The 21,971-nt window shown below is 38.3% G+C and carries 21 protein-coding genes and 1 riboswitch; of the genes, 6 read left to right on the plus strand and 15 right to left on the minus strand.

Going from position 1 to position 21,971, the window contains the following annotated elements; genetic code table 11:
- Positions 1–18 precede the first annotated feature (18 nt).
- The 6 genes from pfkA to MHB40_RS18510 form a co-directional block, all read right to left on the minus strand.
- Positions 19–978 carry a 6-phosphofructokinase gene (pfkA, locus tag MHB40_RS18485; protein ID WP_205444950.1) on the minus strand — a complete coding sequence of 320 codons (960 nt, stop codon included), beginning with the start codon at positions 976–978 and terminating at the stop codon, positions 19–21.
- Positions 979–1,302: 324 nt separating this feature from the next.
- Complete coding sequence (locus tag MHB40_RS18490; protein ID WP_205444952.1) at positions 1,303–2,259, minus strand: acetyl-CoA carboxylase carboxyltransferase subunit alpha; 957 nt, start codon at positions 2,257–2,259, stop codon at positions 1,303–1,305.
- Positions 2,252–3,109, minus strand: coding sequence for an acetyl-CoA carboxylase, carboxyltransferase subunit beta (accD, locus tag MHB40_RS18495; RefSeq protein ID WP_342441199.1), 858 nt, complete (start codon positions 3,107–3,109; stop codon positions 2,252–2,254). Before accD ends, MHB40_RS18490 begins: the two co-directional genes overlap by 8 nt.
- Positions 3,110–3,133: 24 nt before the next feature.
- Positions 3,134–3,775 (minus strand): GntR family transcriptional regulator, encoded by a 642-nt coding sequence (locus MHB40_RS18500; RefSeq protein ID WP_342533176.1) that lies wholly within the window; start codon positions 3,773–3,775, stop codon positions 3,134–3,136.
- A 132-nt stretch (positions 3,776–3,907) separates the two neighbouring features.
- Positions 3,908–6,991 (minus strand): DNA polymerase III subunit alpha, encoded by a 3,084-nt coding sequence (dnaE, locus tag MHB40_RS18505; protein ID WP_342533177.1) that lies wholly within the window; start codon positions 6,989–6,991, stop codon positions 3,908–3,910.
- A gap of 22 nt (positions 6,992–7,013) precedes the next feature.
- On the minus strand, positions 7,014–7,958 hold the full coding sequence (locus MHB40_RS18510; RefSeq protein ID WP_342533178.1) for a bifunctional oligoribonuclease/PAP phosphatase NrnA: 945 nt from the start codon (positions 7,956–7,958) through the stop codon (positions 7,014–7,016).
- Between the two features lie 90 nt (positions 7,959–8,048).
- Here MHB40_RS18510 and MHB40_RS18515 point away from each other — a divergent pair, with 90 nt between their 5' ends.
- Positions 8,049–8,354, plus strand: a complete 306-nt coding sequence (locus tag MHB40_RS18515; protein ID WP_205444960.1) for a YtpI family protein — start codon at positions 8,049–8,051, stop codon at positions 8,352–8,354.
- Positions 8,355–8,409: 55 nt separating this feature from the next.
- Here the strand turns inward: MHB40_RS18515 and MHB40_RS18520 are convergent, their stop codons facing one another.
- Positions 8,410–9,717 carry a DRTGG domain-containing protein gene (locus MHB40_RS18520; protein WP_205444962.1) on the minus strand — a complete coding sequence of 436 codons (1,308 nt, stop codon included), beginning with the start codon at positions 9,715–9,717 and terminating at the stop codon, positions 8,410–8,412.
- Between the two features lie 152 nt (positions 9,718–9,869).
- Complete coding sequence (locus MHB40_RS18525; RefSeq protein ID WP_205444963.1) at positions 9,870–10,553, minus strand: metal-dependent hydrolase; 684 nt, start codon at positions 10,551–10,553, stop codon at positions 9,870–9,872.
- A 232-nt stretch (positions 10,554–10,785) separates the two neighbouring features.
- Between MHB40_RS18525 and MHB40_RS18530 the strand changes: the two genes are divergently transcribed.
- Positions 10,786–11,874, plus strand: a complete 1,089-nt coding sequence (locus MHB40_RS18530) for a Xaa-Pro peptidase family protein (RefSeq protein ID WP_342533179.1) — start codon at positions 10,786–10,788, stop codon at positions 11,872–11,874.
- A 52-nt stretch (positions 11,875–11,926) separates the two neighbouring features.
- Here the strand turns inward: MHB40_RS18530 and ald are convergent, their stop codons facing one another.
- Positions 11,927–13,042 carry an alanine dehydrogenase gene (ald, locus tag MHB40_RS18535; protein WP_342441202.1) on the minus strand — a complete coding sequence of 372 codons (1,116 nt, stop codon included), beginning with the start codon at positions 13,040–13,042 and terminating at the stop codon, positions 11,927–11,929.
- 421 nt (positions 13,043–13,463) lie between these two features.
- Here ald and MHB40_RS18540 point away from each other — a divergent pair, with 421 nt between their 5' ends.
- Positions 13,464–13,913 (plus strand): universal stress protein, encoded by a 450-nt coding sequence (locus MHB40_RS18540; protein WP_205444968.1) that lies wholly within the window; start codon positions 13,464–13,466, stop codon positions 13,911–13,913.
- Positions 13,914–13,979: 66 nt separating this feature from the next.
- Here MHB40_RS18540 and MHB40_RS18545 read toward each other — a convergent pair whose 3' ends face one another.
- The 5 genes from MHB40_RS18545 to MHB40_RS18565 all read right to left on the minus strand — a co-directional run bounded on the left by MHB40_RS18545 (position 13,980) and on the right by MHB40_RS18565 (position 19,051).
- Positions 13,980–14,909 carry a class I SAM-dependent methyltransferase gene (locus MHB40_RS18545; protein ID WP_342533180.1) on the minus strand — a complete coding sequence of 310 codons (930 nt, stop codon included), beginning with the start codon at positions 14,907–14,909 and terminating at the stop codon, positions 13,980–13,982.
- 89 nt (positions 14,910–14,998) lie between these two features.
- Positions 14,999–15,502: a thiol peroxidase gene (tpx, locus tag MHB40_RS18550; protein WP_004226187.1), complete on the minus strand. Its 504-nt coding sequence runs from the start codon at positions 15,500–15,502 to the stop codon at positions 14,999–15,001.
- A gap of 124 nt (positions 15,503–15,626) precedes the next feature.
- The gene (locus MHB40_RS18555; protein ID WP_342533181.1) at positions 15,627–16,253 is read right to left on the minus strand and encodes an RDD family protein; all 627 of its coding nucleotides are present in this window, start codon (positions 16,251–16,253) and stop codon (positions 15,627–15,629) included.
- A gap of 12 nt (positions 16,254–16,265) precedes the next feature.
- Entirely contained in the window at positions 16,266–17,279 is a 1,014-nt protein-coding gene (gene sppA, locus MHB40_RS18560) for a signal peptide peptidase SppA (RefSeq protein WP_342533182.1), read from the minus strand.
- 188 nt (positions 17,280–17,467) lie between these two features.
- Positions 17,468–19,051 (minus strand): acyl--CoA ligase, encoded by a 1,584-nt coding sequence (locus tag MHB40_RS18565; RefSeq protein WP_342441204.1) that lies wholly within the window; start codon positions 19,049–19,051, stop codon positions 17,468–17,470.
- Positions 19,052–19,241: 190 nt separating this feature from the next.
- Positions 19,242–19,339: riboswitch (TPP riboswitch) on the plus strand.
- A gap of 87 nt (positions 19,340–19,426) precedes the next feature.
- Here MHB40_RS18565 and thiM point away from each other — a divergent pair.
- Genes thiM through thiE form a run of 3 tightly spaced genes read left to right on the plus strand, consistent with a single transcriptional unit; the run spans position 19,427 to position 21,640 of the window.
- Positions 19,427–20,194 carry a hydroxyethylthiazole kinase gene (gene thiM, locus MHB40_RS18570; protein WP_342441205.1) on the plus strand — a complete coding sequence of 256 codons (768 nt, stop codon included), beginning with the start codon at positions 19,427–19,429 and terminating at the stop codon, positions 20,192–20,194.
- The gene (gene thiD, locus MHB40_RS18575; RefSeq protein ID WP_342533183.1) at positions 20,182–21,006 is read left to right on the plus strand and encodes a bifunctional hydroxymethylpyrimidine kinase/phosphomethylpyrimidine kinase; all 825 of its coding nucleotides are present in this window, start codon (positions 20,182–20,184) and stop codon (positions 21,004–21,006) included. The genes thiM and thiD overlap by 13 nt, the downstream gene beginning before the upstream one ends.
- The gene (gene thiE / locus MHB40_RS18580; RefSeq protein ID WP_342533184.1) at positions 20,996–21,640 is read left to right on the plus strand and encodes a thiamine phosphate synthase; all 645 of its coding nucleotides are present in this window, start codon (positions 20,996–20,998) and stop codon (positions 21,638–21,640) included. Before thiD ends, thiE begins: the two co-directional genes overlap by 11 nt.
- A gap of 70 nt (positions 21,641–21,710) precedes the next feature.
- Here the strand turns inward: thiE and MHB40_RS18585 are convergent, their stop codons facing one another.
- Positions 21,711–21,926 carry an alpha/beta-type small acid-soluble spore protein gene (locus tag MHB40_RS18585; RefSeq protein WP_036118875.1) on the minus strand — a complete coding sequence of 72 codons (216 nt, stop codon included), beginning with the start codon at positions 21,924–21,926 and terminating at the stop codon, positions 21,711–21,713.
- Positions 21,927–21,971 lie beyond the last annotated feature (45 nt).

The following is a 21,971-nucleotide window of genomic DNA, read 5'->3' on the forward strand; positions in this document are numbered from 1 at the left end:
ACTCCGTTTTATAACAAATTATATTGATAGTTCTTTCATTAGTGTATAAAGGCTTACATCTGCCTCGTGATTCTTTTCAAAAGCCTCTGGCATATCGTAATCAATGACTTGATGATTGCGAATACCTACTGCTCTACCAGCTTTGCCTTCCATTAGTAATTCAACTGCATGTGCGCCAAACTGACTTGCTAGTACACGATCTCGTGCTGTTGGTGAACCACCACGTTGAATATGACCTAATACTGAAACACGCGTTTCTTTTCCTGTTTTTTCTTTTAACAGCTTTGCCAGTTCATTTCCAGACATAACACCCTCTGCAACAATAATAATGCTATGCTTTTTACCACGTGCCGCACCACGATCTAAGCGTGCGACAATATCGTCTAAATTATAATCTTCTTCTGGAATTAAGACTGTTTCAGCACCGGCAGCAAGACCTGCCCATAAAGCGATATCTCCTGCATCCCGTCCCATGACCTCTACAATGAAAGAATTCTCATGAGATGTAGCAGTATCTCGGATTTTATCAATGGACTCTACGACTGTATTAAGGGCCGTATCAAAGCCGATTGTATATTCTGTTCCTGGAATATCATTGTCGATTGTTCCAGGCACACCTACAACAGGGAAGCCTTTTTTCACTAAATCCATCGCACCTCGATAAGACCCGTCACCACCAATGACAACAAGTCCTTCAATTCCAGCAGCGCGTAAATTTTCAATACCTCGTTGCTGGACAGCATCTTCTTTAAATTCTGGACATCTTGCTGAATTCAAATGCGTACCACCGCGTTGAATAATACCACCAACTGCACCTAAATCAAGTTCTTCCATATTACCTTTTACTAAGCCTTCATAACCATGCTTAATTCCGACAACATCGATTCCATGAAATGCTGCCTTACGAACTACCGCTCGAATAGCTGCGTTCATTCCAGGCGCATCTCCACCACTAGTTAATACAGCAATTTTTTTCATTGTCGAACCTCCTGCAGTTACTATTATTATTCACATTAACATGAAAAAACAAACTATGTAAGGGTTCTGAGGATACAAAAACATAACTTTTACATAAAAAATGAAAAGAATGCGCTTTCACACACTCTTTCCACCTTAAAACATCCTAAATCTAACATTTTTTCAAGAAGTCTGGCGTTTATTTCGCGCTATTTTCTTCTTTCATTTTTATAGCTTTTTAATATGTTAAGATACAAATTCTGTCTCTTAACGAGCAAATTTATAGCTTTAGATTTTTATACACTATTAAGGTAAAGAACATTCATCTGTTACGAACAAACAGAATTACGCTTCTGTATATTGTCCAATTTTTTTAAATTTTTCATAACGATCTTCAATTAATTGTTCTCCATTTAGAGAATTTAATGCATGAAGTGTGTCACTAATGCATTCTTTAATAGAAAGAGCCTGCTTCGCTACATTGCGATGTGCTCCACCAATAATTTCAGGAATAATGCCATCAATTACACCAAGCTCTTTTAAATCAGGTGCTGTAATACGCATTGCTTCCGCTGCCTGCTTTGCAAGACTACCATCACGCCATAAAATAGATGCTGCCCCTTCTGGAGAAATAACAGAATATGTTGAGTTCTCTAGCATAAAGACACGGTTTGCTACACCTAACGCTAGTGCACCACCGCTTCCTCCTTCACCAATAACGATACTAATTACGGGCACAGTTAAACCAGCCATTTCAACAAGATTTCTAGCGATTGCTTCACTTTGACCACGTTCTTCAGCAGCTTTCCCTGGGTATGCACCTTTTGTATCGATAAAACAAATAATTGGTCGTTTAAATTTTTCAGCTTGCTTCATCAAGCGCAGCGCTTTTCGATAGCCCTCTGGATGAGGCATTCCAAAATTACGACGTATATTTTCCTTTGTAGACTTACCACGTTGATGTCCAATTATCGTTACTGGTTGCCCTTCAAAAATGCCAATCCCACCAAGAATGGCTGCATCATCACCAAATGTACGATCACCATGTAATTCAATAAAATCTTCACATATCGCTTCAATATATTGGAGTGTTGTAGGTCTTTCTGGATGTCTTGCTACTTGTACACGATCCCACGGCTTCATATTGGCATAAATCGATTGCTCTAATTGCGATAAACGTGTTTCAAGCTTTTCAATTTCACCTGACATATCTACTTCTGCTTCTGCAGCAATTGTTTTTAATTCATCAATTTTCTCTCGTAATTGTACGACTGGTTCTTCAAATGCTAAATTTTTAGACATGTTGCACGCCGCCTTTCGTATGCATTTTTACAAGTAATGAAACTTGTTTACGTAAATCCTTGCGATGGAAAATGGCATCAAGCTGACCATGCTCTAATAAAAATTCTGCTGTTTGGAAATCACTTGGCAATTTTTCTCGTACAGTTTCTTCAATTACACGACGACCTGCAAAGCCAATTAATGCCTGTGGCTCTGCAATATTTATATCACCAACAGAAGCAAAGCTTGCGGAAACCCCACCTGTTGTTGGATGCGTTAAAATAGAGATAAACAATAACCCTTGATCACTGTGACGTTTTAAAGCCACACTTGTTTTCGCCATTTGCATTAACGATAAGACGCCCTCTTGCATACGGGCACCACCACTGGCAGTAAAGATAATAAATGGTACACCTAGTTCAGTTGCCTTTTCCACTGCTCGTGTAATTTTTTCTCCGACAACTGAGCCCATTGAACCCATACGGAAGTGAGAATCCATAATCGCTACGACAATTTCTTCTCCATCTAATGTACCGACACCTGTTAGAACAGCCTCGTTCAAGCCTGTTTTCTCTTGGTCTGCTGAAATTTTTTCAACATATGCTGGGAAATTCAGGGGATTACTAGTTTGTAAATGGTCATCCATTGATTCGAATGAGCCTTCATCTAAGAAATATTCCACACGCTCTTGTGCCGTCATTTTGAAATGATGACTACATTTTGAACATACTTTATGGTTTTTTTCTAATTCCTTTGTCAGTTGAATGTGACGACATTCAGGACATTTTGTCATTAACCCTTCCGGAAATGCCTTTTCTTGCCCATCCTCTTTCTTTTTTCGATTACCACTAAATAAGCTACGTATTGCCATGTTCGACTCCCCCTTTGTTGTTGTCTAAATGCTCTGTACAGTACTCATCCACTGCTCATAAGCTTTTAATGCTTCTTTTTCGTAACCAAGCTGCATCGATTTCAACATTGTTTGAATGATTATTTTTTCATCTTCTGTTGAGTTTCGATTTAAACGGTCGCCATCATAAGCTGCTAATTGAAACCAGATTTTTAATGAAAGACGATTACCTGTCGTAATTAATAATTCTCGCAAAATATCTCGACAATTAATCGTACCTTCTATTTCTAGTTTCACAAAAAAACTATCCCACACAGGTAGTGTGCGAAGAATCTCTGTACAACTTATTACGCGGATTGCTTCCATTTCATGAATTTGTCGCGTTAATTCGACATCTTTTTTTGATTTTTCATCTTCTAATATAAACATCGACAGTATTTCTACGAGCTGATGCTTATGTGTGGACGCAAGAAAAGTACCACCACCATGTCTCGTTTCAATAAGCCCTAGCAACTCTAAGCTTCGCAATGCCTCTCTCACAGAGGATCGCCCGACACCTAGACGCTCTGATAGAACTCGTTCTGAAGGCAGTTTTTCACCTGCTTGAATTTTTTCCAATTTAATGAGTTGACGTAGTTGTTGGACGATTTCTAAAAACACTTTCTTTTGTTCGGTTTTTTTATCCATACGACTAACTCCCCTTATCAAAAAAGTGGTCTGACCACTTTTTAACGTTGTCTCTAGCTTACAAAATAACTGTTCAAAAGTAAAGAAAAAACTGCATAAAATTTAATGCAGTTTCTCAATTCTTGTTTCATTTTATATCTTTTTCGTCGTTTGCGCATGTTTTACTTTGATTTGTGGCTTGCCAAAACGTCTCTCCAAGACACCATCAATCAACAGCATTTCCTCCTCTAACAGCAGGTCTTGGACCAATTGAAAAGTTTGTGGGAAAAATGTAATTGAAACCGTTCCAAACTCATCCTGTAGCTGAACAAAAGCCATTTGCTCACCTTTTTTTGTACGAATTTTCTTCACTTCTTCAATCATACCAATCATTCTTATAGAAGTACCATCACGCTTCTGCTTTAACTCTCGGCAAGTACTATTGACATCCCCCCAGTATAGTCTTTCTTGTGCTACTGGATGTGTAGAAATATAAAAGCCCAAGCTCTCTTTCTCATGCATCAATTTTTCCTTCTGGGACATTTCTTCTGCCTGCATATATTTGGGCTTACCAAAACTAAATGCCATAGCCGACGCCATATCAATGTCTTCAGTTGGGCGTAAAAGTTCTGCGTGTTTCAAAGCTGCGTCTACTGTCATGATGAGGACTGCTCTGTCTTTTTCTAGATAATCAAGCGCCCCAGCATAAATTAATGATTCCATCACTTTTGGTTTAAAATGCTGTGCACTTAAGGCAACCGCCAGGTCAAATAGGTTATTTAATACCTCTGGATTTGTTTGACGGAGCCCATGCATTTTTTCTATCAAAGTATGGGGCACACCTTTGATTCCTGATAAGCTGTAGCGAATGCCTTCATTTTCTACAGTAAAATACTTGGTACTGTTTTTTAAAGAAGGTGGATAAAATGGGATGCCCTTATCTTTTGCCTCATGGACAAGTTGTTGAATCTTTTCTACATTTCCCGTTGCATTGGATAATAAAGCTGCATAAAAGCTTTGAGGGAAATGTGCCTTTAAATAGGCCATTTGATAGGAAATAACACTATAGGCCACAGCATGACTTTTAGGGAAACCATAATCCGCAAAGCGTACAATCAATTCATAGACTTCTTCTGCTACACGCTGATCAAAGCCTTGGCTTAACGCCCCATGAACAAAGGCAGTACGTTGTTCCTCTAAAACTTGACGATTTTTTTTACTCACTGCACGGCGAAGTAAATCTGCCTGTCCCATTGTAAAGCCTGCCAGTACTGATGCAATTTTTATAATTTGTTCTTGATAAACGATCACACCAAAGGTCTCTTGTAAAATAGGCTCTAGCACAGGATGTGGCATCGTCACCTTTTCTCTGCCAGCTTTCCGTTTTGCATAGACAGGAATAAAATCCATTGGTCCTGGACGATAAAGTGCGTTTACAGCTACAATATCTAAAAAGCTTGTAGGACTGATATCACGTAAAGCTTGCTTCATACCGTCTGATTCTAATTGAAAGATCCCCAGCGTGTCCCCTCTTTGTAAAAGCTGAAACGTCTTGTCATCATGCATCGGAATTCGTTCAAATTCTATCCAAGGACCCCCCGCTTTATAAATAGACCAACGTATTTGCTCTAAAATAGTAAGGTTGCGCAAGCCTAAGAAATCCATTTTAACGAGACCACACGCTTCAATATCTCCCATTGGCCATTGCGTACTATAAATACCATCATGCCCTTCTTCAATCGGTACAGTATTCACTAAAGGTGATGGAGCGATCACAATACCAGCTGCATGTGTAGAAGAATTTCTTGGTAGACCTTCTAATTTTAGCGCTACCTCGTACCAACGCAGATGGTTATCATTTTCTGCTAGCCAACCTTGAAAATCCTGTGACTCAGCCACAGCTCTTTGCAATGTCATTCCTGGCTTATTTGGAATCATCTTCGAAATTTTTTCTAGCATCTCCGCATCAAAGCCAAAAACCCGCGCAACATCCCTTGCAACTGCTTTTGCAGACAATGTACCAAATGTAATAATTTGCGCTACATTTGCCTTGCCATATTTTTGGGCAACATACTGAATTACTTGATGTCTTTTACTATCAACAAAATCAATATCAATATCTGGTAAAGTGATTCTTTCTGGATTTAAAAAGCGTTCAAATAATAAACCATAGGCAAGTGGATCTACTTGTGTAATGGAAAGACTATACGCCACAAGTGAACCTGCTGAGGAACCACGTCCAGGTCCAGTCAAAATTCGATTTTCTTTTGCATAACGCATGAAATCCGCCACAACTAAAAAATAGTCAGCAAAGCCCATAGAGCAAATGATTTCAAGCTCATACTGTAGGCGTTCACGGTAGGCAACGGGTATTGCGATTTGCTTAAATCGCTCTTCTAATCCAGCAAATGCTTCTTTAACAAGCAAGCTTTCAGCCGTTTCACCTTCAGGTACAGGAAATTTAGGCATTTGCACAGGCATTTCAGGTATATCAGCTTTACAGCTAGCAAGCATTTTCATACTGGAATCAAGCCAATCTGGTCGATCAGCAAACCAATTTTGCCATTCATATGCTGTTGGGGCAAAATAGCCTTGTACATCAGCCGTTTGCATAGTATTTCCAAGCTTTTCCCCTGTATCAATTGCTCTTGCTACTTCATAAGCAAAATGATCTTCTGGACGCAAGAAATAACAGCTTTGAGAGGCCACAAGCGGAACGGCATGTTCTTCACACCAGAAAACGAATTCATCTTCATGTTGAGTCTTTTCCCCTCCTGGTCTAGCAATTCCCATATAAAATTGATGACCAAATAGCTGAACCAATGCAGAAACCATTGCCTGCCAGTCATCTAAATCCGTTAAATCATTAGCAGAAAGTAGAGCTACACAGCCTGCTGAATACCCCTCAAGCCACTTCCATGGCAGCACCTCGTCTTGTCTAATGGATATCGCACTACTAATCTTTAATAAATGTTGATAGCCTTCCTGCGTCTGCGCATACAGTACGAGGGGAAGCGTTGTTTCATGCCACTGTATGTTAACCGAAAGCCCAATAACAGCATGAATATTTGCTTGCTGCAATGCTTTACAAAAAGGCAAAAGCCCGTACAATTTCGTATTAACGATTGCACAGGCTTGTGTCTTTTGTTCTTGTAAAAAAGGAATCAATTGCTCAAGCCGAATTGTGCTTTTCAATAAATCCGCGCTCGTATGCATCTTTGTATATACATGTGTCAAATGAATCCCTTCCTTTTCTCTGTTAATGATACGCTTTACAAATCTCTTGTAATCTTGAAATAACGAGGTCTGCTTCTTCCCACGAATAAGCAGTAGCTCCAGAAGCAAGCGGGTGTCCGCCTCCGTTAAATTCCTTCGCTAATGTATTGATAACGGGACCCTTTGAACGTAATCGTACACGGATCTGATCCCCTTCTTCAATGAACACAACCCATGAACATATACCTTTAACGCTGCCAAGGCAACCTACTAATAAAGAAGCCTCAGATGGCACAGTATCATGCTCTGCCAGTAATTCCTTTGTCAGCTTCACATAGGCAGCTCCATGCTCGTTCATTGTAAAGTTTTGATAAATATACCCTTGTAAATTAAGTAACTTTTGCTCCATTTCGTACATGCCATCAAATAGTTGATTTCGATCAAAATCATATGTAATCAGGTCAGCAGCAACTTTAAATGTTTTCGTTGTTGTACTTGGGAATTGGAATCTACCTGTATCGCCTACTATTCCTGCAAATAATAAGCGCGCAGCAGCATCTGAAAGTTTCCAGTTTGCTACTTTCTTGCCTTCTTCATATAATTCGTAGATCATTTCACTACAAGAGCTTGCTGTTGTGTCCACCCATAAAAGATCACCATAAGCATCATCATTTGGATGGTGATCAATTTTTATCACCATTTTGCCCTTTGTATAACGTTGATCGTCAACACGTTCTGTATTAGCCGTGTCTGTGACAATTACTAAAGCATTGTCATACACTTCATCCGCTATTTCATCCGGCTGTGCCATAAAAGATAAGGACGTATCATGTTCCCCTACAGCGAAAACCTTTTTCTCAGGATAATTGGCTAAAATAATCTCTTTTAAGCCTTGCTGTGAGCCATAAGCATCAGGATCAGGACGTACATGACGGTGAATAATGATCGTTTCATTGGCCTCAATTGTGTCGATGATTTGTCTTTTCACAATAATTTCCCCCAAAATGATAGTAAGAACCGTTAGCATTTTTACATAATTATCGTTACAATAATGTCTAGTTATGCTAGGAGGTTTACTATGCTCAATTTAATATTTGTGTTTGCGATAATCATATCTTTTGTTTTTTATTTTTATTTTAAAACAAAACAGTTCCGTTCTCCATTACCTATTGCTAAAAACTGGTATAAAAGTAAAGCGAACATCGGCTTAGGTTCCTTAATTTTGTCCTTTGCTTTAAATCAAGCTTATTTATTCCCGGGCTTATTTACATTTATTATTGTAGCAATTCTTGTCGCGCTCGGCATCTTAGTTCTTTTAGAAAATATAAAAAAAGCACGCCATTATGGACAATTTGTTGAGGAAGAATTCCGCATTAATCAATAATATATGTAACAAAGGGATGACCAAGCAATTGCGCTAGGCCATCCCTTTTCAATACTTAACGTTCTAATAGTTGGAACATCATCATTGCCTTACCAACAAGTATTTGTTGATTATACACTTCAAAATCCATTTTCACAAACTTACGACTCATGTCTAAAATTCGAGGCTTAACAGTAAGCGTACTTTCCATTTGAACAGGCTTTATAAAGTAAATCGTCATATTCTCTGCCACTGCATCCCCACGTTTACGACGTTTTAATGCAAATGAACCGACCTCAGCTAGTAAAGTTGTAAAAGCACCGTATGAAATTGCCCCATATTGATTGGTCATTTGTGGTGTGACTTTAAACTCAACAATGAGTTCTTCATCACCTAGTACCTTCATTTCATTTTTCACTAAATCATCAATCGTTTCACCATGCTGCGGCTGCCTTTGTGCTAATTGTAATGCCTTCAGCACATCCTGACGGCTAATGACACCTTGCAGAATATTGTCATCATTAACAATTGGTAGAAGATCAATTCCTTCCCAAATCATTCGATGTCCAGCAGAAGCGACACTCATTTTCATGGAGCCAGCAATCGGATTTTTCGTCATCACTTTTTCGATAAGCTCGTTTTCTTCACGCCCAATAACGTCTTTGACGGTAATCATACCGACGAGTTTATTTTGGTGTGTGACCACAGGAAATGCACCATGTGTCGTACGTTCATTCAGCTTCTGGAAATGATAGATCGTTTCATCATTTTTTAACGCTGCTGTGTCAGTCATTGGGACATAAATGTCTTCAATAAATAAAATATCTTTTTTGATTAATTGGTCATAAATTGCCCGGTTAATCATTGTAGCTACCGTAAACGTATCGTAGCTTGTTGAAATGATTGGTAAATCTAATGAATCTGCAAGTAGCTTATTATCTTCCGTTGTATCAAAACCGCCAGTGATTAAAACAGCTGCACCCGCTCGAAGGGCATTTTCATGTGCTTTAATACGGTTACCAACAATCAATAAGCTACCTGCATCTGTGTAACGCATCATGTCCTCTAATTGCATAGCACCGATAACAAATTTTGTTAATGTTTTATGTAGACCTGATTTTCCACCTAAAACTTGGCCATCTACAATATTGACAATTTCTGCAAAAGTTAAGCGCTCAATATTTTCTTTCTTTTTTTTCTCAATACGAATTGTTCCAACACGTTCAATCGAACTTACTAAGCGACGATTTTCGGCCTCCTTTATAGCACGGTAAGCCGTCCCTTCACTCACTTGCATTTCCTTTGCAATTTGACGTACTGAAATTTTATCGCCCACGGGTAGTGATTCGATGTATTGTAAAATTTTCTCATGTTTTGTAGACAAAATATCACCTATTTCCTAAGCTTCAATTCTGCTCTTAGTGTACCATATTTTTTAAGAAAATATTTAATATAAAGTGATGAAATTGTTTAACTTTCCCCATCATTTCAACTACCAGCGTGGTGTCAATTCATATAGTACAGCATTACCAACGATTAGAAACAGTTTACTTTTTCTCCAGCTTTCAAAATTTGAACCTCTGTATTTTGCACTAGATCTGCAAAAATTTGTGGATCTTGCTCGATTGGTGGGAATGTATTGTAATGAATCGGTACGACAATTTTCGGCTTTAAAAACGAAACTGCGCAAGCTGCATCCTCAGGTCCCATTGTAAAATTATCACCAATAGGTAAGAATGCAATATCAATCGGATGTCGTTCACCAATTAGTTTCATATCACCAAATAGAGCTGTATCACCAGCATGATAAATCGTTAATCCCTCAACAAATAATAAAATTCCAGCTGGCATGCCCATATAAATTATTTCGTTATTATCTGTTACATAGGAAGATCCATGAAAGGCTTGTGTAAACTTTACTTTACCGAAGTCAAATTCCTTCGCACCACCTATATGCATTGGATGTGTTTTTACACCTTGCCAAGAAATCCAATTAGCCAGCTCATTTGGCGCAATAACTAACGCATCTTTTTTCTTCGCCAACTCTACTGTATCTCCAACATGATCATTATGCCCATGTGTAAGTAAAATAATATCTGGCGCTTCATTAGCTACTTTTAAGTCTGTTTGCCCATTGCCATTAATAAAAGGGTCAATTAATATCGTTTTTCCATTTGTTTGAATTTTGACAACTGAATGCCCATGATAACTTATTTCCATCTTAAAATCCTCCTCGATTAACAAAGTACAGTCCAACATTTTAATTCGCTACCCATGCGCTTTTTCCCTTTTTTTGATATGCTTGTACAGAGAATAATCGTCGTATTCTCTAACAGCCTTATACCCTGTTAGAGCACAATTATTCAGTACTAGATAAGAATTCTCGCTACTTTTTAAGCAGTCGAAGTTTTCTTACGTAAAATTTTCCATGTAATAAAAGGAGGACATATTGATGTCAAAGGTTGAAGAAATCCAACGTTACTTGCAGCAAAATCACATCGATGCAGCATTCGTAACAACACCTGACAATGTTTTTTACGTTTCAGGCTTTAAAAGTAATCCACATGAAAGATTACTAGGAGTCATGATTTTTAAAGATGCGGAGCCTTTTCTAATTTGTCCACAAATGGAGATTCCAGATGCGAAGGCTGCTGGTTGGTCTTATGAGGTGATTGGCCATCAAGATACAGAAAATTCGATGGAAGTTCTTGCCCAGGCCATCGTAGCACGTCAAATCAATCCAGCTACATTTGCTATTGAAAAGGCACAGCTCATCGTTGAGCGTTTGGAAGCTTTACAGCAATCTTTCCCTCAAGCTAGCTTTGTGCGTCTTGATGAAAAGATTAATGCGATGCGCGTAATCAAAGATGAAAGTGAATTAGAAAAATTACGTAAAGCTGCAGAGTTAGCTGATTATGCAATTGAAATCGGTTGCAAGGAAATCGCTGAAGGTAAAACAGAAATGGAAATTCTAACAGCGATCGAAAGTGCCATTCAAGATAAAGGCTGTAAAATGTCCTTTGAAACAATGGTATTGAGTGGTCCAAAGACTGCCTCTCCTCATGGGAAGCCAGGTGCACGTAAAATTGAAAAAGGCGATATGGTACTATTTGATCTTGGTGTTATTTACGATGGCTATTGCTCAGATATTACACGTACTGTTGCTTTTGGTGAGCCAAGTGAAGCTCAAAAAGAAATTTATCATGCCGTTTTAGCTGCCAACACTAATGCTGTCGCAGCAGTGAAACCAGGTATTCGTGCGATGGATTTAGACAAAATTGCACGTGATACAATTACAGAGGCTGGTTATGGTGAATATTTCACGCACCGTCTTGGACATGGTCTTGGTATTTCTGTGCATGAATTCCCATCTGTTACAGGTGCTAATGAAATGACGATGGAAGAAGGTATGGTCTTTACGATTGAGCCTGGTATTTATAAATCAGATGTAACCGGCGTACGTATTGAGGATGATGTTGTTGTAACAAAAGATGGCGTTGAGGTATTAACAAAGTTCCCGAAAGATTTAATCGTTCTATAATGCAAAAAAAGGAAGCAACTAGTGTGCTTCCTTTTTCTATGTCCTGCATGGTTTATTGAATTAACTCATCCACATTGACAAATGGTAGACCTTGTGAATCTGCCACTGCTTTATAAACAAGTTGTCCATCTAATGTATTCACACCTTTTTTCAGTGCTGCATTATCAAGGCAAGCTTGTTTGTAGCCTTTGTTTGCAATTTGAAGTGCATATGGAATAGTATTATTTGTTAAAGCAATTGTAGAAGTACGTGGTACTGCACCAGGCATATTTGCAACTGCGTAGTGTACTACACCATGCTTCACATATGTTGGATCGTCATGTGTTGTCACACGATCAGAAGAAGCAAAAATACCACCTTGGTCAATGGCGATATCGACTACAACAGAGCCAGCTTGCATGGACTGAATCATTTCTTCTGATACAAGTTTTGGAGCTTTTGCGCCTGGGATTAACACAGCACCAATGACTAAATCTGAATGTTTCACTGATTCTGCAATATTATATGGATTAGACATTAATGTTTGAACATCACGCCCAAACATATCTTCTAATTGACGTAAACGTTCTGGGCTTAAATCGATAACTGTCACATCAGCACCCATACCAACAGCGATTTTTGCAGCATTTGTTCCTGCAATACCACCACCGATTACTGTGACTTTCCCACGTTGTACGCCCGATACGCCCCCTAGTAAAATACCTTTACCAGCATGGTTTCTTTCTAAAAACTGAGCACCAATCTGTGTAGCCATTTTACCAGCAACCTCACTCATTGGTGTTAACAAAGGTAATGAACCATTTGCTAATTGTACTGTTTCGTAGGCAATTCCTACTACTTTTTTATTTAAAAGTGCCTGAGTTAATTCAACCTCTGGCGCTAAGTGTAAATACGTGAATAAAATTTGGCCTTCATAGAAGTAATCATACTCAGAAGCAACTGGTTCTTTTACCTTCATAATCATTTCTTGTGACCATGCTTCCTTAGCTGTTTGAACAATATGCGCACCAGCTGCAATGTAATCAGCATCCGTAAAGCTTGAACCTAGCCCCGCTCCTGTTTCAATGTACACTTCATGACCTGCATGTGTTAAAGTGACAACTCCTGCTGGTGTCATTGCTACACGATTTTCGTTGTTTTTAATTTCCTTTGGAATACCAATCTTCATTGTTTCCTATCCCCTTCCATAACGTAAGAAATAAGCATCATTTATGTAACTAAATTTGATGCACCCCTTGCCATTCCATATTACCAAACAATTGAAAAAAAAGCTTTAACTAATGCAAATACAGATAAAATTTATAAGATTTACAAAATAACAAATATTCAAACGTTGTATAACATGATAAATTATTATATTTAGAAACTAAAAAGGAGACTAAATAGAAGTTAATGTGGCTCATTCATGAGCAGTTGCAAAAGCACGAAAAACGTTTGCACACTGCAAATAGTGGGAATTAAGTAATTATATTTAATTAGCATTTCTTTATGAAATGCCTTCACATTTTCATAATTTTTCTTACGGAAAGTATTTCCTTTAGAAAATCATTTGGTATAATCAACATATACAAATCAGGGAGGTTTTTCAAATGGCTAATCATTATAAAAGCATTGTTGTTGCAGTAGACGGTTCAAAAGAAGCTGAATACGCGTTTCGTAAATCAATTGATGTTGCAAAACGAAACGAAGGTGCAGTATTAAATCTAGTAAATGTAATCGATACTCGTTCATTTGCTGCTATCGAAGCATATGACCGTTCCATCGCAGAACGTGCTCAAGCATTTTCTGAAGAACTATTAAATGGTTACAAAAAGCAAGCTGAAGATGAAGGTTTAGCGAATGTTAATCTTATCATCGAGTATGGCTCTCCAAAAAATATCATAACAAAAGAGCTTTCTAACATCGTAGACGCAGATTTAATCATTTGTGGTGCAACTGGTCTAAATGCAGTAGAACGCTTCCTAATCGGTTCTGTATCTGAAGCTATTGTACGTTCAGCTAAATGTGACGTACTAGTTATCCGTACACCAGAAAACTAATTTGTAATACATAAAAAGGTATCCTTGAATAGGATACCTTTTTACTTGTATTGACTTCATGAGCAATTACTTGCCCTCTTTCCACATCTTCACTTTTTCAAAGAATAGCGCAAGAGCTTGCTTATTCTGCATATTTGGCACTTTAGCTAATAGAACTTCTTTAGGTGCTTTCAATTCCTTCGATTGTTTTTGTAAAATCACAATGCTCTTCTCAAGTGTCTTATTAGCAAACATGGCATCAGGTAATTGAATAATCGCTTGAATCCACGCATGCTTTTGAACGTACTTGTGTAATTGCTTAGACTGCTCTGACTCAAAAAGATGAGATGGTGCAAGGAAAAATAAATAGCCGCCAGCCTTTGTATAGTTCATTGATTGCTCGATGAATAAATGGTGGGCATAACTCATCCCCTCTGCTGGACATAATTCATAATCGAGCGCCACTTCTTCATTTGGATAATAACCTACAGGTAAATCACAAACAACGGCATCAACTGGATTGACCAATAAATCTTCTAAGGCATCTTGACGGTATAAAGAAATAGGCTGTTCTGTTAAATCAGCAGTAGCCGCAGCAAGGCGAATAAGTAGCTCATCAACCTCTACACCTGTTGCTTCCACTTTCCCATCTAATAAATTCATAACCGTTAGTAATAAATTGCCCGTGCCTACTGCTGGGTCCATGATCGAAATCTTTTCATTTTCAAGACGCTCTGCAAAAATTTGCTCCACAAAGTAGCCCACTAACAACCCTAACGTATCAGGAGTCATTTGATGATTCGGTTGTGAGCCTTTGCGCATCCCTTTTAAAATAGCAATTTGAATAGCTTTACGAATATCCTCTTTTGTTGCACCTTTTTGAGAAAAATCAACTTCGCCATCAAGCCATGCCTCTAACCCATCTAATAATCCTTCTAGTAACGTTATATTGTGTTCTTTTTCGATTTTTTCGGCATGCTCATTTAGCAAACCAAATAACTTCTCGATATTTTCCATATCTAACTTCCTTTCACGCAGAAAAGAGCCGTGACAAACACTTGTCACAGCCCCTTTGTCTAGTATTATCTTAGCCTAAAAGCAGCTTATTATGCTAGTGCTTTGACAGCTGCAATGGCCGCTTCATAGTTTGGATGATCTGTAGCTTCAGGTACATATTCAACATATGTTACTTTATTGTTTGCATCCACAACGAATACTGCACGTGTCAGAAGACGTAATTCTTGAATGTACACACCATATGCTTCACCAAATGAAAGGTCGCGGTGATCTGATACAGTTTGAACTGCATCAATACCTGCTGCACCACACCAGCGCTTTTGAGCGAATGGAAGATCCACAGATACTGTATAAATAACTACATTGTCACCTAAATTAGCTGCTTCCTCATTGAATCGACGTGTTTGCGCATCACATACACCAGTATCTAATGATGGGACAACACTAAATAAACGAATTTTTCCTTCTGAATCATTTAATGTTACAGGTGATAGGTCATTCGCTAATACCGTAAAATCTGGAGCTTGATCGCCCACCTTTACTTCATTTCCTACTAGTGTCACTGGACCATTTTTAAATGTTACTTGTGCCATACAAACGCCTCCTAATCTTCATATGTACATAATATTACTAAATGAAGGGAATTAATTGCAACTATGATAGCTTACATACTTAGAAATAGATAAGACTGTCTCCTAATTTGAGACAGCCATTTGTTTATTGTTCATTTTTTTCCTCTAGCTTGGCTAGTTCTAGTTTTTCTTCCTGTTCAGTAGTTTCTATAATCTCTTCTTGCTTTGGTAAAGCAGTTGGTGTTGAATCCTTTTCAACAAAGATTTTTTCGTGCACCACTGTTGTATCGGCAAAATAATCATGTAAACCTTGATTTTCTGGTAAAATCACTACCAAAATATACAGTGGCATAAAAATATTATTGATGATACGCCCAATCCAATCACGGAATAACACATCTGACCAAGTTAGCTGATCATGCTTTAATGAAATCACACGTAATCCAAATACCATTTTCCCTAATGTTTGCCCAAAGAACTTTGTCATCAACACAAAATAGCTATAGTAGAAGATTGCTGTAATAATAGAAATCGGCGCGTACCAAACAGAATCAGATAAGGACCAATCCATCAGATAAAAAATAGGATTAACGAGTATTCCACCTACAGCAGAAATAATGAATCCATCTAATAAAAATGCCCAAAATCGTACCCAAAAACCAGCAGTTTTTAATGCATAGTTTTTATGCTTTGCTGATTCTCCTGATGTCTTCATAAGAAAGCCATTTTCCATAGAGGGTGAACCTTGCATAACAATTTCATTGTTTGTCATTGTGTTCCCCCCTTAGTATTCCCCGTATAGATACATCATTTTCGGTGCGCTATAGTCCGTCATGATTTTCATTAGCATTTTCTCTTCTGCAGATGGACCAAACATGGAGCCAATTTTCATACCAACGTATGATTGCCAGCCACCCATATCATATGAATACTCAAATAAAGCCGCATCTTCAAGTCCATAATCTTCACGAAGAGCTGCAATGACCGCTTCTTCATCACCAATTTCATCAATTAATCCTGCTTCAAGCGCTTTTGTACCACCAAGAATACGACCATCTGCAACCTTCTTCACTTCTGCTTCAGACATATTACGTCCCTGTTCTACAATGTCTACAAATTCTTCGTACGTTTCATTAATCATATCTTGCATCATTGCACGTTCCTCTGCTGTCACTTCACGCATTGGGCTTAGCATATCTTTATGCTCCCCCGATTTAAACGTCTCAAATTTAACACCAACTTTTTCAGCCAGCTCTTGATAGTTAATGGATTGCATGATGACACCAATAGAACCTGTTATTGTATCACGATGGGCAAATATTTTATCTGCAGGTGCCGAAATATAATAACCACCTGAAGCTGCCATAGAATCCATTGATACATAAATTGGAATTTGTCGTTCTTCTTTAATTTTCAGAAGCTTTTTATAGATTTCTGCTGATTCCTTCACACCACCACCAGGTGAATTGACGCTTAAAACAACACCCTGTATGGACTCATCATATAAAATATTATCCAATTGTTCTAAGAAAAATTGATGATCATAGGCAACTGGTTGCCACAATGTACTTGAGCCAATATCTTGAATCGCTCCATCTACCTTTAAATAAGCAATTCGCTTATCAAAATTTTCCCCTTCAATGACATTTTCATATACATCTAAATTATTACCTGCCATTAAACTATCAAAATTACTTAGGAAATCTGCTTTAAAGAGCGCAAAAATGGTGTTAATTCCTAATGAAAATAGTAAAAGAACACCTGCAACTACTAAAGCAACCCACCTTTTTACATTCATGTCTTTCCGCCTCCTTAACACGTAATACGTATGAATTACACATTTGTTTCATTTTTTTTGCAATAATACTATGCAAAAAGCTTTATGCTATTTATTTCCTTATCCTACCTTACCTAAAAAAATTAAAAAAATCAAAGTCCATACCTTTGCATGAACTTTGATTTTCGACATTATTTCCTAGGAAATGATCATGATTGAAGTTGTTTGATTTCTTGTTGTCGTAATTCGACACGTCTAATTTTCCCTGAAGATGTTTTCGGTAGCTCCTCTACAAATTCAATAGCACGTGGATATTTGTATGGAGCAGTCAGTGATTTCACATGACTTTGAAGTGTTTGAATAAGTGCTTCATCACCTTTTTCATCGTTGCGAAGAACAATAAATGCCTTGACAATATTTCCACGGACTTTATCAGGACTCGCAACCACCGCAGCCTCTTTCACAGTCGGATGCTTCATTAGGGCATCCTCTACTTCAAATGGTCCAATCGTATAGCCTGAGGAAATAATGACATCGTCGCCCCGGCCATCAAACCAAAAATAGCCATCTTCATCTTTATAGGCACGATCTCCTGTAATATACCAATCCCCACGAAATTGTAAATTTGTACGTTCAGGATCATTTAAATATTTTTTAAAGAGGGCTGGTGTTTCACGATGCACAGCAATATCGCCCACTTCTCCCACAGTAACGGGTTTGCCCAAATCATTAATAATCTCAACGGTGTTGCCAGGAGTAGGTTTCCCCATAGAGCCAACTCGCGCCTCCATCCCCACCATTGTCCCCACCAATAATGTATTTTCCGTTTGCCCGTAGCCATCTCGTACTTGTAATTTGAATGTTTCCAAGAAAACTTTAATGACCTCACTATTTAAAGGCTCACCAGCTGATACAGCTTGGCGAATTGCACTTAAATCATATTCATGTAAATTTTCAAGCGCTGCCATAAAACGATATTCTGTTGGTGTACAGCATAGTACATTGATTTTGAATTTTTCAAGCAATGCTAAATAAGTAGCTGCTTCAAATTTACCTTTGTAGACAAATGCGGTAGCACCACTACCCAAAGTAGCAAGAAACGGACTCCAAATCCATTTTTGCCATCCTGGTGCTGCAGTTGCCCAAACAATATCATTTTCATGTACACCCAGCCAATGTGGTGCTGTTGTTCGTAAATGTGCATAGCCCCAACTATGAGTATGCACCGCTGCTTTCGGATTTCCTGTTGTTCCGCTTGTATAGGCTAAAAATGCATTGTCAGTGCTTTTAGTCGGGATAGGGTTTATGTAGGTTGTAGGTTGATTATGCATTTTTTCAAGTATGTTCTGCCAAGGTTCGTGTGCATGCCCTATGACAAATTGCAATATGCCTTGTAAATTCCCCACTTCATCAAATTGTTCAATATAAGGTTCAAATGCAATAACCGCTTTAGCATTGGCATGGTGAATACGATATTCAATATCTTTTGTTCTTAACATTTCTGAGCTTGGAATAATGGTTAAACCCGCTTTCAATGCAGCAATATACACAATATAGGCTTCCACTGAACGTGGTACCATCACTAAAATGACATCACCTTTCTTTAAGCCTTGCTTGGTGAAAACATGTGCTGCTTGATTCGCTTTTTCCAATAAATGTGCATATGTAATAAATTGGACGTCTTGATTTTCTTCATAAATGATTAAAGCATTTTTTGTTGCATCCTGCGCATATTTTTCAATTTCCTCTGCTATGTTATACCATTCTGGTGCAACTAAATCTTGTCTTTTCATGGCAAATGCCCCCTTTTGCTATGACACATTATAAAACTCCTTTTTCATTATTTTCAATGGTTTACACTCAATTTCGTTAAAGTCATGACAACTATCATACTTTGCTATATGGCATCAGTCACGTTTTGTTTATAGGAAAACTAGTTATTGAATACATATGAAAAGTATGGTACATTTTGGTCAACTAAATACAAGATTGCAGGGGGACTCGCAAGAGTTGAGAAGGTAAAACCTGACCCTTTGAACCTGTTAGTTAATACTGACGTAGGGAGCAATAGACATCGTTTTTTACAGATGAAAGGCTCTTTTTCGTGCATTTTTACACAAAAAGAGCCTTTTTTGCATGCTTACGTCCATCCACAGAGGAGGACTACAATGATATTTCAAACAATTCGTCAACAGCAACCACTCGTCCATTGCATCACCAATTATGTAGTGGCAAATTTTCAAGCAAATGGTTTATTAGCAATAGGTGCCTCACCGGTAATGGCTGATGACAGCCAAGAGGTAGAGGAAATGGTAGCGATTGCTCAAGCACTATTAATTAATATTGGAACGCTTAATGATCGTACAAAAAGCGCCATGCTATTAGCAGGTAAAAAAGCGAATGCACTTGGTATTCCTGTTATTTTAGATCCTGTTGGAGTTGGAGCCACAACTTATCGTAAGGAAACTGTCAAACATTTACTTGAGAACATACAATTTGCTGTGATTCGCTGTAATCTTGGCGAGCTTGCTGCAATAGCTGGTGTAGATTGGCAACAAAAGGGGGTCGATAGTGGTCATGGCTCCATCGCTATGGAAGCAGAAGCCACATTATTGGCTCAACGCTATCAATGCATAGTTATTGTAACGGGGGAACGTGATTTTATAACTGATGGTAAGCATAGCCAATGGATTGCTGGCGGTCATCCACAAATGACGGAAGTAACGGGTACAGGTTGTTTACTAAGCGCAATTTGTGGTGCTGCCTATCGTGTTGGACCTAACCCTTACCAGCAATTAACAGAAACACTTACTTACTATAAAAAAGCAGGTGTACTAGCATCAGCATTTACTGCAGATATCGGTGATTTTCAAATCGCCTTACTTAATGCTATACATCGTTTGTCAAAGGATGGTGAAGCTTCATGCATATTGTAACGACGATTGCTGGCTCAGATAGCGGAGGCGGTGCTGGTATACAGGCTGATTTAAAAACATTTCAGGAATTAAAAGTGTTTGGCACTTCTGTCATTACAGCATTAACTGCACAAAATACATTGGGTGTAACAGGCGTTTACCCAATTGACGTTTCCTTTATAAAAAAACAATTCGAGGCCTTAGTAGAAGATTTTTCAATAACTGCGATTAAAACAGGAATGCTTTATTCCTCAGCTATTATCAAAACAATCGCAAGTATGATCAGTGAGCTAAACATTCCACTGATTGTTGATCCTGTGATGATTGCAAAAGGTGGAGAAAGCCTATTGCAGCAAGAAGCTATCGATGCACTATGCTCAACTTTACTACCACTTGCTACGGTTGTTACGCCCAATATACCCGAAGCAGAGACACTTACAGGGAGATCTATTCATCATTTTGAAGATATGAAAGAAGTAGCTCAAAGCTTGTTACAACTTGGTGTACAATGTGTCATCATCAAAGGTGGACATTTAACAGATCTACTATATGCCATTGATTATGTATTTTTCAAAAATGGACGATCTTTTTCGATGCAATCTCCTCGAATCCAAACAAAAAATACGCACGGTACTGGCTGTACATTTTCAGCAGCACTTACTGCTTTTCTTGGACGAGGATTTGCTATGGAAGAAGCCATTATTGAAGCTAAAAAGTTTATCCAATTAGCAATTATGTATGATTTATCGATTGGAAATGGTCATGGACCCACAAATCATTTTGCTTATCAACAGCATAAGGAAGCCTGTGAGGTGATTATTCATGAAACGTGAGGATTTGCAGCTTTATTTTATTATGGGTACGAGCAATGTTCCTCATCATGAACAATCGATCTATATCCTAGAAAAGGCATTACAAGCAGGCATTACAATGTTTCAATTTCGCGAAAAAGGTCCTCATGCGTTAACTGGATTAGCCTATGAACAGTTTGCACGCCAATGTCAAAAACGATGTCATCAGTATAGTGTACCCTTTATCGTTAATGACGATGTCGAGCTAGCGATGCGACTCGGTGCTGATGGTGTTCATATCGGACAAGATGATTTACCTGTTGGAGTAGCACGTAAAAGAATTGGGAACATGATTCTTGGTGTTTCTGTCCATTCACAGGACGAATTGCAAACGGCTATTAACCATCAAGCTGATTATGTAGGGATTGGTCCAATCTTTGCAACATCTTCTAAAAGTGATGCACAACCACCTTGTGGCACATCTTTTTTACAGCAGGCTCATTATCTTCATCCTGAATTACCGATTGTAGCAATCGGAGGAATTAATTGTACAAATGCACATGCTGTATTTCAAGCTGGTGCTGATGGTATTGCTGTGATTTCAGCTATCTGTCAAAGCGAAGATATTGAACATACAGTATCTACGTTTAAGTCTTTATGTCGTATAAATAAATGATCAATAAACAAACTAAAACCAGTGCCTTTTACGGTCACTGGTTTTAAGTTTATAAATGCTTAATCAGCATTTATTGGTTGTTTGGCATACCTTTTAATTGAGATTCTGCCATTTGTACAAGACGTTTAGTGATTTCACCACCAACGGAACCGTTGGCACGAGCTGAAGCTTCAGCTCCTAATTGAACACCAAATTCTTGTGCAATTTCGTATTTCATTTGATCAAGTGCTTGTTGTACACCAGGTACTGCAAGCTTGTTTGAACTGCGGTTGTTGTTTGAAGTCATGTCTCTCACCTCCTTGTGAATATAGAATGTGCGATATTAGATTTT

The organism is Lysinibacillus sp. FSL K6-0057, from assembly GCF_038630885.1.
GTDB lineage: Bacteria > Bacillota > Bacilli > Bacillales_A > Planococcaceae > Lysinibacillus > Lysinibacillus fusiformis_F.